This window comes from Stieleria sedimenti (genome assembly GCF_025060895.1).
Classification (GTDB): Bacteria; Planctomycetota; Planctomycetia; order Pirellulales; family Pirellulaceae; genus Stieleria; species Stieleria sedimenti.
Genome location: NZ_JANZKV010000268.1, coordinates 1 through 12,430, shown reverse-complemented (window position 1 = coordinate 12,430; position 12,430 = coordinate 1). Strand labels below are relative to the sequence as shown.

The following is a 12,430-nucleotide window of genomic DNA, read 5'->3' as shown; positions in this document are numbered from 1 at the left end:
AGAGGGCCGGCGCTGCAAAAGTCTTGGCGTCTTGCGCTACTGGTCCGTCGAGCGCCCTTTGTCATGCCGGTGCCTTCGTATCCCGAAAGGGATTCCAGCAAGTAGCCGGCGGTCGAGCGGAGCGAACACCGCCGGGGGCGAAACGAAGCGACAGCTCGACCCCAAGGGCGTCGCAGAAAGTGCTGTGACCCCGTCGGGGGCAAACCGTTATTTGGTGGAGGTTTCCGGTGGTGCGCTATCGCGACCACCGGCTACTCGCTTTGACCCCTGCCGGGGTAAAGCACGACACCTTGCATCGCGCGGCGACTCCTGCCATCACCTGTTGCTTGCAAAGATTCATGGACCGAGGTTTGACATTGCCGGTCGGTGGCAATGTTTTGTATTGGAAGTTCTGATTTGCGTTAAAGCCTTCGGCGAGACGTCGATCGGACGTCACCCATCACGGCAACACCTAATGAATTGGACCTGCGAGGCACGGATGCACTCGGCGAGACACTCAAACGATCCCCAACTTACCTCCGTTCGTGCGTCGGTGGCTGCTGCCGCCCGCGTTGCCGTGATCGCAACGATCGGTTTGTCCGTTCTGGGCTGCCGAAGCGGACGCCCCACGGCTTCCATGGTCCAGGTGACCGAGGATCCGGCGGCGGTCGTGACCCATCTTCCGGCACCGGAACAGCGATTGGCCACGTCGACGACCGGCAAGGAACGGGGACTGGTCAAGGTGGATCGGGGAGCGACGACGAAAACGGAACTCGCCAGTGCGACGACCAGCGGCGTAACGCAAAAACCAAGACCAACGACACCAAAGCCATCCTCCACCACGACAGCGGCCGGTGCGACGACCCGAATGAGCCTGTCGGATGCGTCCCGAACCGACCCCGCACCTGCTGCAGCCCCCGCCGAGCCGCCCAAGCGATCGATCGCCGCGGCGACCGCACAACCCAAGCCGCCGGCGTCGCAAGCTCCCTCCAGTGAGACCGAAAACGCCAGCGGGTCCAACGTCGACGTCTCACCGGCCGGGCTCGTCTCGGCTTCCCTGACCGATCTGAGCGCGACCCAAAAAGCCAACAAACCCAGCACAGACGAACCGGTCGCCAAGGCCGCGCCGCCGGCTGCCACCGCCGAGCCGACCACCCCGGCTGAAACATTGGTCAATTCTTCTGCGACCCAACCGCCCCGCACGCGACGACAGGCCTTCGATCAAACCGATCTGCCCAACGACGTGACCGCAGCGATCAAGCATTCGCTCACCCGACTTCCCGCCTTGCCCGATTCGCGGGTCGTGGCCGACGGCCTAGCCCCCGTGCGACTCGGCACCGGCATGGTCCAACTCGCCCAGCAAGACGATCCGAAAAAACCCCCAGTCGCCGAACCAGCAACTGCCCCCCACGTCGGCGACTTGGTCGCGAAGCCTTCGGAACCCGCGCCCACCGAACCGCTACCGGAAACGCCTCGGTCGACCGAGACGACGCAGCCGGTTGCCGAAGCACGGCAATCCAAAACGACGCCGCCTACCGGGCCGATGCTCGCTGCCGAGGAGGATCCCAGCATGGTCATGAATGCGAATCAGGTGCTGCCGGCGTCACACGCTAGTGACGATGGCAACGACAACCTGGACTTCGCCGGCCACCGACAAGCGGCGGAGATTGAATCGATCCCGACGGCCGTTGCGATGCAACAACTAAGCGAAACGGAACTCTACCGGGCACTGCTTGACCGATTGTCTCAGCCACCAAACGGTGAAAGCCCGACACAACGCGAGCGACGCGAATTCGTCATGCGTCACCTGATGGTGCTCGCCGGGGAACCCGAAGCCGCGCTGGAGTCCATGCAAGGATTGAACCCGAATGAGCAACTGTATTTGGAGAATCAGTTGATGGGGTTATGGACGATGATTGATCCCGAAGGCCATCCGTCCTCCGGTCGGCGGATCACCGAAGCACTACCAAAATTCCGTGAAGCGACGCGTCTGATGGCAACCGCCACGGATTCGTTGACGTTGAACAGCCTGGAATTTTGCACGGAGATTGAATCCTACGGCCAGATCAAACCGTTCGATGGCAATCGATTCGTCGCCGGCCAGCAAGTGATTCTGTACTGCGAGATCGAAAATTTTGCCGCCGAGGATCTCAACGGTTACTTCCAGACGCAGCTGCAGGGAAGCTATGACATCTACAGCGCCAATGGGACCAAGGTCGTCAGCCAACTGTTACCGGTCGACCAACAACAGTCACGCAATCGCCTGCGTGACTATTTCGTCGCCTATCAAATGAACCTGCCCAAAGGGTTGCCGCCGGGGACCTATCGATTGCAACTGACGATCGAAGACATCGTCGGAAAGAAATACGGCCAATCGAGCATTCCGTTCGAGATCCGTTAACGTGACACGAGCCGATAGGGTGCCGCGGAAAAGGGGTCAGGTACCAAAAATGCGAAGCACCCGTTGGGCCATTTGGTTTTTGGTACCTGACCCCTTTTCCGCTCGACAATCGCAACCCCCAACTTCAAATTTGGACAGAGCGCTAACGTGCCGGGCGTTTGCTTTCACGGAACTGGCGAAACAGATCGACCAGTGCCCAATCAAAACTCATGTGGTTCGCTTCGGCGTGGCGAAGGGCGGCGGCGTTGGTTTGGTCAGCCGTCTGCGGCGACGCTACTTCGACGCGAGTCAAGGCGCTGATCAGCGGAGAGACGGCGACCAACAGCAACGACAACACGATCGCAACGCGTGCCGTTCGCAGTTGGTTGCGTGCTCGTCCGGCCGAGTCCGACGTGTGTTCAAGCAGTTGGTCGCGATGTCGACGTCCGGGCAAGATCGACCCGCCCAGCGCGGCGATCTGGCGTTCGATCGCCGCATGATCGTCGCGGAGTGGACACCCTCGTTTGCCGTCGTGATGCATCGTCATTGGCCTAGCTCCACGACCGAGCGTGACGAGACGGTCACATCAGCGGGTTGGGAATTCGACACGCGTGAAAGTTTTCCGGCCAGTTTTTCGAGTGCGTAGCGATAACGGCTGGCGGCCGTCGACGGCGTGATCTGCAGGACTTCGGCGATCTCGGCGAACGTCAATTGTTCCCAGATTTTCAACACCACGACTTCGCTTTGCGTCGCGGGCAGACTTTCCATCGCCTCCCAAACCACTCGATTTTCATCATCGCGTTCGACGACGTCCGACGTTCGACCGATCAAACGCTCCGCGATCGAACCGATTGCCGACCAACGGCTCCGCGAACGCAGAATCACCAACGACTCATTGCGGACCATGCGGAGCAGGTAGTGCCAGGGTTGATCGGCGCCGACGAGTAGCTTGGGACGCGTCGCGACCTTCACCATCGTCGTGCTGACCGCGTCTTCGGCGTCATGCTGACGCCGCGTGATCGACGCGGCAAATCGGACCAATCGATCCGCCGTCAGGTCATACAACTGGGCCATCGCGAGCGTCTGGGCAGACGACTCGCGCCCCCCGGCGATCTCGCGGGCCGCTTGGCGAATTCTGGCGTTAAAAGGGGCATCGTTCGGCATGACACTACCCATGATGCGCTTCGGCGGCGGATTTGTCTAATGAATTCCGATTTTCGACACTTCTCGCTCAACGCCACCACATTGAATTCAAGACGCCCGTTGGACGACGGGGAATGGGTCAAAAACTTTGGTGGTCAAAAAATGAAGCATCCCGTTGGGGGGAGGCAGATTTTATTCGTCGGGAACCCCAACGAGACAGTGCATTGACAACTACGGTTCAGCACGCCCTGTGTGGTTGATTCTCATTGATTCACCCCTACTCGTGTGCGGTGTCTCGATTCTTATTTTTTGACCAACCCATTTTTTGACCAATCTTCTTGCCCATCACATCGCGACGAACAAAGAATTGCCCCGCCCACTGGCCCCCTACAACAACGTGTCGCCCAAGAACCTGGCCGTTTGGCTCTGGTAGAAATAGTTCAGATGGTGCACGGTTTGCGACTGGCCGAAATCCATCAGCCGCGAGTCGGGAATCTTCACGTCCGCGGCCAGATCGATCATCGAGGGTGTGTCGACGACCAGATCGTTGGCACCGTCAAACAACACGTCGGCCGCCGCGTCCACCAGTCGTTCTTTGCGAAACATCCGCCAGAATTTCCAGGCCGGATCGCTGGGCTGAAAATCTGATCCGACGGCGTAGTAGCGTTCGGTTTGTGCGGTCGGGGTTTCCAACAAGCGACGCAGTTCAGGATTGTTGCCGACCCGTGACATGCCGAACAAACCGGGGACCATCGCCATCGCCGCATCGGCCACCGGCGTTCGTGCGGCCAGACTGGTGATCGACGTGACCACCCGCAACAGCGCTTCGACGACCGAAAAGACGGGGACGGCCAGTGCGGTCAAACCGGCGGCGGCTTGCAACGCCCTGGAAAACTGAGTCAACAAGTGGATCGTCTCACGGATATTCGGCGGTGCGGCGAGCCCCGTTCCCGCCAGCGGCGACCCGACAAAGACCGACTTGTCGCAGCGCCGGCCCTGCGGGTCAAAGGTTTCACACCACCACCGCGAAACCAGACCACCGCGGCTGTGACTGACCAAATGGATCCTGGCGTCACTCTCGCCGATCGCCTGTTGCAGATCCCAAGCGTTCAAGATCGGCCCCACCGAGAGGGTCGGATGATCGAAGGTGAAGACATTGCCGTGGTATCGGCGAAAGGCTTGCTCGAGAAACTCGCGGCCCTGTTCGTTCGCTTCATCAAGCAGTCCGGCGATCATGTTCTCACTGTTGCTGAACGTCCCGTGGACGAAGATCAACACGTCTCCGGTCGACGGAAAACTTGCCGGCTGCAACGTTTTGGTTTGGGGGTCCAAATGCCGCAGCCCTCGATGCGGCGTCAATTTATCGTCTCGGCGACTGAGAAATTGTGTGATCTTGGACGGCGGCAAACGCTCGAATTCCAATTCCAACGTTTCAATCGCTTCGCCGGTCTTGATCGACGGCGCGCCACGAAAGCGACCGAGATCGGGCGGCAGCGCGGTCACGTCTTCCCAGTCCATGATGCCGTCGTCGTCGACCAATTGCAGTCGAACCCGTGGCGGCAGCGGGCCGGAGGGCGCGGCAGCTTGGGTGCGAATCCGAGTCCGATCGGGCCGCTGGACCAACGGCCGAACGTGGCTGCTGCCGGCGGTGGCCGAACGTGCGATTTCCAGAAACTTGCCGTCCATGATTTGACCTCTCAGCCGATGTGAGACTCGGAAAAGCGAAGGGGCAGTGGTGTCACACCGTCTTCGGCGCGGGCGCTGACCAAATCGATCATGGCCCGAAAGGCACGACTGCGTTTTTTGTAGAAGTGCTCGCGGCCCTCGTCAATCGCAGCTGCAAAGCCTTTTCCGTGCGTCAACGCCACCGTCTCGATCGGCACCAATTCGCCCCGATCGACAAAACCTTTGATCTCGGCATAGGTTTTCGGCCCCGACACCCATCGCTGCGATGCATCGTCACGCGGCATCTCGCCGTCTGGCGTCCGCGCCGGTAAGTCTTCAGTCGCAACGTCCATGAAGCGTTGATGCGCATGAAAGTCCTTCCAATAGCCGACGAAAACATGCCCGTGCAGTAAAAACAAGACGGGATGAACTTCGATCCACTCCAAACACGACGCCACCACAATCGCCAAATCGACACAGGTTCCGAATCCGCCGCCGATGGTCTCCCCGGGCGTCCGCAACCGCTGAGTGAACTCGGCATACGAAGGCGGCGGGTTGATGTAACGCAGCTTGTTGCTCAGCAGCAACGCCGCCCAAATCGATCGCACCTGTCGGTCCACGCCATCCCAGCATTCCAACCCCGATGCGAACCCGTCGTAGCTTTGATAGCCGTCAAAGCCTGCACCGACCTGGTCTTTCAAACACTGTAAATATCCCTGGGCCACGCTGATCGTCCGCGCGACCGCCGGATCACGCGGCTGTACGAACGAAGGCAGCCAACCGATTTGAGAATCGTCCAAGGTCCATTGATCGATCGGTGCCAACCAAACCGAATGCGTGTGGCGATAAAGCACCTGATCGTGCCAGCGGAGATCGACGAACAAACTGGTCTGGATCCGTTCGTTGATCGCGCGAAACAGTTCCCCCGTCAACGGCAACGTCACGCGGTCTGCCAAGTCATAGCGATACGCTTCCATGTCCAAATTCAACCGCGACCGAAACGGATACGAGTCGACGCCGACATGCAATTGGACTTCCAATTCTAGATCGTCGATCTGCGTGAACGCTTCCGACTCGGAATGGTCCGGATGCAGCCGCAGCGTCAGTTGGTCAAAGACGCTTTGGCCGTTGTGAAGTGAGGAGTAGTTGATCTGATTTTTCGGCCGGACGGAAACCTGCACCAGGTCGCGAATGTTGACCCGCTGCGGATCCGCCGAACGCGACGCAGCGGGCGGTCGCGTCAACGGCCGTGTGGTGGTCGCTCCGGTGCCCAAACAGTTCTGTCCGATTTCGCCCGTGGCTTTCGAAACGAGCGAATCGGCCGACCACAACACGATGCTGCTGCCATGAATCCGTGGCCGATAGGCGGCGATCGATTCCCATCCGCTGCAGAACGCTGCCAGCAGATTCCACTGGGAATCGGCGTAAGCACGATAGAAATGCAGAAAGAAGATTTCCGCAACGGCTTCATCAAAGGTGTGTTGAAACCCGATCGCGGAGCGGGCGCCGGCGTGGATCGTCATCGGGGCCAATCGCGCCGCCGAGTCCCAGCATTGAAAGCCGACCAGCAACGGATTGGGCGAACCCCGGTTGAGCAACTGCGCGATGACTTCGGCGCGATACTCCTTCGCCTCCGCCGATGGATCTGCCAAATAGAGCCCATCGCGGAGCCCCGACAGGTTGCCGCCGAGTTGTTCCCGGCCGCTGCGATTGTCAAAGCCGGTCACGTGCACAATGTCCGGCGACACGGCTTCGATTTCTTCACCGAGCTGTCGCTCGGTCGGGTTTTCCAGCACCCCGGTCGTCTCGGCACTCAATGCCCGCAACCCGCCGGTGACCAATTGACGCTGGGCCGAAAAATTGAAGTGCCGCGCGAGCTCCCCCGGCGCCGTTTCGATCGCGACCAGACGCTTGGGCGTCCGCTTGCGTTTACGACGCCCCGTTTTCAGATGCCGCACGACCAAGATGTCTTCTTCGGCGCGATGCGGTTTGGTGGCCGCGGCCAACACATACTCCCAAGGCAAAATCCTGGCCTCCCAGAATTCATCCAAGGGGGAATCGGGAACCGAAACCTCCACGATGCCTTTCAATCGCCGCAGATGTTTGGCGGTCACCCCCAGACCGCGAAGATCACGCTGCAACCGAAGGGCTTGGCGCTGACGGGCCGCCGGATCGTCGGCCCAACGATGCCGTTGGCGAACGACATAGTTCCAACGCATCGCGAACGCCTGCAGCGGCGGTCCGCAGCGGATGCGACACACCTCGGCGTCACTCGTGCGCAAGACGACGTTGGACATCAGCTCTCCTGGTTCCGGAACGATCGTGCGCCACCGCGGCGGCGATCAATCTTGGAAAAACGGATTCACCATGGTGCCATCGGCGGCCCGACGAACCGTTTTGGTTCTCGGTCGGGACGATGGAACCGGAGCGACCTTCGTCGGCTTCGTCGAAGGCGTCGGCGCGACCGTGGGTTCCGAATTCCGCGTTTCGGTCGCCGTCTGCTCCGGTTCAAAGTGGACTTGTTTGATTTCAGGGATCTCCATCTGATCCAGCGCGTTCATCTGCGAGTCGAAGTCCTGCATCTGGGCTTCCATCTCCGTCAGCATTTCATCGACGTCTTGTATTTCGGCTTGGGAGCCCTTGTCAGGGTCCGGAATCATCGTCAGCAAGGGAATCAGCACAAAGAAAAAGATCACGACACATCCGATCGCGTTCAGGATGCCATTGACGATCCAGATCCCGAAAGCGCGGAACAGCCCACAGTTTGCGAGATGCGCAGTCATATAGAGTGTCACGAACCAGGACAGCGGGATCGCGATCAGAACGCCGGCTTGCCCGAGTAGGTCCTGTGCCGCCACAGCAATGAAGCCATTGACGAAATACATCGCCACCAGCCACCCGAAGCAAGCCAAGTATCCCGGCGAAGCGTTGCCAATCCAATGGATCGAAAGTTTCAGAGAGCCGGCCGCCAACGCAAACGTTGTCAGCAGGATCCCTCCAATCATCGCGAGGGTGACTGCTCCGAGCGCTAAGAATTGTTCTGGACTGATGGTTTCCATTGTTGCGATTGCTGACGAGTGAACACGGACGGATTTCCACGCAAGGTCGAAAACCGTAGCTCAGCAATGGAACCTCGGGGCGGACGTCGCACCCGCCCCAGCGGTGGACGGCGGAAGAGGTTCAAGCGGCCGTCGGAGCAATCGTCACGACCGGAATGACGGGCAACGCTGTGATGGATTTGTTAGCGGTAGGGCGCGAGCCCTCCGGTCTTTCACGTTGTTGTTGAAACGCCACCGGACGGCTCGCGGTCTGTCGNNCACTGCGACGTTGCCCGAGGATGTTGCCCGAGGCCTGACGGCCAGCGGCTCACCATTCACTCAGCAGAACCCGACTAAATCGACAGCCCGCTCGCGCCGTTCCGCTAGAACCTCGTCAAGCACGGGAAATCAAAGCTCCACCGCGTTCCATGACGGGGCTTTCACGCCGCCGCGATCCGGTTCAACCCAAGCGTTCGATCAGTGCGAACGACAGCTCATCGATCTTGACCCGCGTCTGCTCGAGCGAATCCCGATCGCGAAGGGTGACGGTCTTGTCACGGAGCGATTCGCCATCGACCGTGATGCAGAACGGGGTCCCCGCTTCATCCTGTCGTCGGTAACGTCTGCCGACGGCGCCTTTGTCGTCATAGAACACGTTCATGTGCTGCTTCAGTTCGCCGTAGATTTCCTGAGCGACTTCGGGCATGCCGTCTTTCTTGACCAGCGGGAAAATCGCCGCCTTGATGGGGGCCAGACGCGGATGGAGTTTCATCACCGTGCGGGTCTGCATCTGCCCCTTGTCATCGGGCGCTTCATCTTCGGTGTAGGCCTCGCAGAGAAACGCCAACACGCCGCGATCGGCACCGGCGGACGGTTCGACCACGTGCGGGATGAATTTTTCGTTGGTCGCTTCGTCGCGGTATGAGAGGTCTTTGCCGCTGCCGCGATACTTGGGCTTGCCGTGTTCGTTCAGTTCGACCTGCATCGGCTGGCCTTCGGGTGAATTGGGATTCAACTTGCCTTCCATGTGACTTCGCAAATCGAAATCACCACGATGCGCGATGCCTTCCAGTTCGCCGTATTCACCTGGCGGCAAAAACGGAAACGCGTATTCGATATCGGCCGTCCCGACGCTGTAGTGTGCCAGTTCCGCCGGCTCGTGCTCGCGCATGATCAACGAATCGCTCGACAGCCCCAGCTCGGTGTACCAGGCCATTCGGCGATCGCGCCAATAACGGTACCAGGCTTGCGACTGATCCGGCGGACAGAAAAATTCGATCTCCATCTGTTCAAACTCACGCGATCGGAACGTGAAATTCCGCGGCGTGATTTCGTTGCGAAAACTCTTGCCGATCTGGCCGATGCCGAACGGCACTTTGACGCGGGAGGAATCCAGGACGTTCTTGAAATTGACAAAAATACCTTGAGCGGTCTCCGGCCGCAGAAACGTTGTGTCGTCCTCGCCACCGAGTGCACCCAGGGTCGTCTTGAACATCAAGTTGAACTCGCGCGGCTCGGTCAGCGTGCCGAGGGTTTTCGCATCGGGGGCCAGCACCGAATCGGTGTCGTCGAGTTTGTCCAACGTCAACGATTCATCGGCAATCGTCAGTTCGTCCGCGTTCTTGGCACGCAGCTTGAAAAACTTCATCGCGCGGCGACGGACCTCATCGAATTCCTGCTCGACTTCGGCCAACGTGGACACGAAAATCTTCTGGTCGCCCCGCTCGCACCAGCGTCCCCGCACCTGGTCGAATCGGTATCGCTTTTTCGATTCCCGACAATCGACCATGTGATCATGAAACAGATCGTAGTGGCCGCTGCACTTCCAAACCTGCGGGTGCATGATGATCGTGCAATCCAAGCCGACCATTTCAAACGAAGCCGGGGCGCCCGGCGGCGTCAGCAGATCGTTGTGGCCGCGGATCATGTCCTGCCACCACGCTTCCTTCAAATTGCGTTTCAGTTCCACCCCCAGCGGACCGTAGTCCCAAAACCCCTGGACGCCGCCGTAAATTTCGCTGGATTGGAAGAGGAAGCCACGTCGCTTGCACAGCGACACGATTTTGTCCATCGATTTCATGGTCGGAAGGATCGAAACGTTGGTGGAAAGGGGGGGGAAGGACTCGAATTGGGAGAATGTACGCGCAACGGGTCAGTTACGGGAGGTCAGCTTCGTCCCGGCCGAGCGGTTTTGGTGGGGTCTGAGCCGAAAAAGGGTCCACGCGGCGTCCCTCGCTCGTATGCTGAAAAAGCAGGCCAGTTAGAATGAGGCCGAAAAGATCCTGTCGATTTCCGCGTCGGGGACCTCATCGTGAAGCATCGAGCCGAATCGCAGGAAATTCTGATGGAGTTTGAAACAGCGCGTCAGATCATGCTGGATATGGCTGGCCCCTGAATCGCACAAATAGCGATGCAAGTAGTCGCGATAGTCGGGATGGGCACAACGTTCGATGATCTTCAAGGCCCGTTGTTTCGGAGCCAGCCCGCGCAGATCGGCCAACCCTTGCTCGGTGACAATCACTTGAACAGAGTGTTCGCTGTGGTCGATGTGGGTGCACATCGGGACGATCGCCGAAATGCTTCCGCCCTTTGCGACGGATGGACACATGAAGATTGACGTGTAGGCATTGCGGGTGAAATCGCCGCTGCCCCCGATCCCGTTCATGATCCGCTTGCCGCACACATGGGTTGAATTGACGTGTGCAAAGATATCGACTTCCAGCGCGGTGTTCATCGAAATGATCCCGAGTTGTCGCACCGCCGCGGGATTGTTGGAAATGTCTTGTGGACGAAGCACCAACCGTGAAGAGAAAAAGTCATGCTGCTCGTCAAGCTGCTGCAGCTGTTTCGGCGAGAGAACCAGCGCACAGGTACTGGCCCCTTTCAGGCGACCTTGCAACATCAATTCGAATGCCGAGGACTGCAGGACTTCCGTGTACATGGTGAAGTCGGGCAAATCGGGATGCTCGCCGATGGCTTCCAACACCGCGTTGGCGACATTCCCAACCCCGCTTTGAATCGGCAGGAACTCGCGGGGGATTCGGCCGCAAGCGATTTCAGCTGCGAAAAACTCGGCGACATGACGGGCGATGGCCTTGTTGACGTCATTGGCCTGGGCAAAGTCCGTCGCTTCGTCCGGCTCATTCGTTTCGACGATCCCGATCACTTTGTCAGGGTCGACGCGTGCGTAGGGTTTGCCGATCCGCTGTAACGGATGATCCAGATCGATGGCCGGTCGATAGGGGGGCGTCTTGGGGATCAGGATATCGGACATCTCGGCGATCCGACGAGATTGCCCGCGATTCAATTCGATGATGACATGATCTGCAGAATGCAAGAACGCGGGAGAGGCGCCGATGGAATTGGTCAGATAGACGCGTCCGTCGGCCGTGATCTCGGACGCTTCGATCACCGCAAAATCGATTTTCCCGAAAAAACCGAAGAGGGTGAACTGGGGGACGTCGGACAGGTGCATGTCCACGAAGTCCACGTCGCCTCGATTGATTTGATCGCGAAGCGTGCGTGAGGATTGATACGGCGCACGCCAGCGGATCGCCTCGGCCTGAGCGAGTGCTTCGTCAAGACTGCGACCGGTGGAAGCCCCCGTCAGCACGCGCAGCGCGTAAGGAAGTCCGGCGGCGTGGTCCTGCCGCGCGCGACGGGCCAGCGCCTGAGGCACGGCTTTGGCTGCCCCCGCCGGAGTGAAGCCGCTGAATGCCACCATCGCCCCATCGGGGATCAGACCGGCCAACTCGTCAGCGTCCAAGACGGGAAAACCTTCGTAGTCCACTGAAATAGCCCCCTCGAATCTTGGTATCGGAAATCGGCTGACTCGAACGGATTCCATCGATGCCGTCGATCAAGCCCAAACATTCACCCTCGCCGTCTTCTTCACGCGGCACTGACGGTGCTTTCAAAGCTAGGCCACGGAGATCGTTTAGATCGGTCGCCAGCCGGTTTCAATCCAACTGGATGTCGCGAGGGTTCAGAATGTGCCGCTAGGAACCCGCTAGGTCAAAACGGAAGTCCCCAAGACGATCAGCGGCTTCGCCGACCGAAAAGCGACAGGTACGAATGGCACGGGCCTAAGCGTTGGTGTGCAGGCTTCAGCCCAATACGGCTAAGTTAACATGAATGAGGGGGCCCGGACGCTGGCGCGAACCGGCTGATGTCAAACGAATATCAGCCGTTTGGCGCGAGCCTACGGGCCCTCATCTGAAGATAC

General features: G+C 59.3%; 8 protein-coding genes. 1 reads left to right on the top strand and 7 read right to left on the bottom strand.

Annotation, left to right across the window (positions count from 1 at the left end):
• The first annotated feature begins 454 nt into the window (after positions 1-454).
• Positions 455-2,380 (top strand): hypothetical protein, encoded by a 1,926-nt coding sequence (locus NZK35_RS29125; protein ID WP_259636049.1) that lies wholly within the window; start codon positions 455-457, stop codon positions 2,378-2,380.
• A gap of 142 nt (positions 2,381-2,522) precedes the next feature.
• Here NZK35_RS29125 and NZK35_RS29120 read toward each other — a convergent pair whose 3' ends face one another.
• From NZK35_RS29120 to NZK35_RS29090, 7 genes are all read right to left on the bottom strand, one after another.
• Positions 2,523-2,906: a hypothetical protein gene (locus NZK35_RS29120; protein WP_259636048.1), complete on the bottom strand. Its 384-nt coding sequence runs from the start codon at positions 2,904-2,906 to the stop codon at positions 2,523-2,525.
• Positions 2,903-3,523 (bottom strand): RNA polymerase sigma factor, encoded by a 621-nt coding sequence (locus tag NZK35_RS29115; RefSeq protein WP_259636047.1) that lies wholly within the window; start codon positions 3,521-3,523, stop codon positions 2,903-2,905. The genes NZK35_RS29120 and NZK35_RS29115 overlap by 4 nt, the downstream gene beginning before the upstream one ends.
• 366 nt (positions 3,524-3,889) lie before the next feature.
• Positions 3,890-5,188, bottom strand: coding sequence for an esterase/lipase family protein (locus tag NZK35_RS29110; protein ID WP_259636046.1), 1,299 nt, complete (start codon positions 5,186-5,188; stop codon positions 3,890-3,892).
• An 11-nt stretch (positions 5,189-5,199) separates the two neighbouring features.
• Positions 5,200-7,464 (bottom strand): hypothetical protein, encoded by a 2,265-nt coding sequence (locus NZK35_RS29105; RefSeq protein WP_259636045.1) that lies wholly within the window; start codon positions 7,462-7,464, stop codon positions 5,200-5,202.
• 45 nt (positions 7,465-7,509) lie between these two features.
• Positions 7,510-8,226: a hypothetical protein gene (locus NZK35_RS29100; protein WP_259636044.1), complete on the bottom strand. Its 717-nt coding sequence runs from the start codon at positions 8,224-8,226 to the stop codon at positions 7,510-7,512.
• A gap of 439 nt (positions 8,227-8,665) precedes the next feature.
• Complete coding sequence (locus NZK35_RS29095) at positions 8,666-10,276, bottom strand: glycine--tRNA ligase (protein ID WP_259636043.1); 1,611 nt, start codon at positions 10,274-10,276, stop codon at positions 8,666-8,668.
• 189 nt (positions 10,277-10,465) lie between these two features.
• Positions 10,466-11,995, bottom strand: coding sequence for a succinate CoA transferase (locus NZK35_RS29090; protein WP_259636042.1), 1,530 nt, complete (start codon positions 11,993-11,995; stop codon positions 10,466-10,468).
• Between the last annotated feature and the right edge of the window lie 435 nt (positions 11,996-12,430).

Excerpts from the sequence above, each read along its gene's own strand:
- NZK35_RS29125 (WP_259636049.1), top strand. The coding sequence starts at position 455 with ATGAATTGGACCTGCGAGGCACGGATGCACTCGGCGAGACACTCAAAC.
- NZK35_RS29120 (WP_259636048.1), bottom strand. The coding sequence starts at position 2,906 with ATGACGATGCATCACGACGGCAAACGAGGGTGTCCACTCCGCGACGAT.
- NZK35_RS29115 (WP_259636047.1), bottom strand. The coding sequence starts at position 3,523 with ATGCCGAACGATGCCCCTTTTAACGCCAGAATTCGCCAAGCGGCCCGC.
- NZK35_RS29110 (WP_259636046.1), bottom strand. The coding sequence starts at position 5,188 with ATGGACGGCAAGTTTCTGGAAATCGCACGTTCGGCCACCGCCGGCAGC.
- NZK35_RS29105 (WP_259636045.1), bottom strand. The coding sequence starts at position 7,464 with ATGTCCAACGTCGTCTTGCGCACGAGTGACGCCGAGGTGTGTCGCATC.
- NZK35_RS29100 (WP_259636044.1), bottom strand. The coding sequence starts at position 8,226 with ATGGAAACCATCAGTCCAGAACAATTCTTAGCGCTCGGAGCAGTCACC.
- NZK35_RS29095 (WP_259636043.1), bottom strand. The coding sequence starts at position 10,276 with ATGGACAAAATCGTGTCGCTGTGCAAGCGACGTGGCTTCCTCTTCCAA.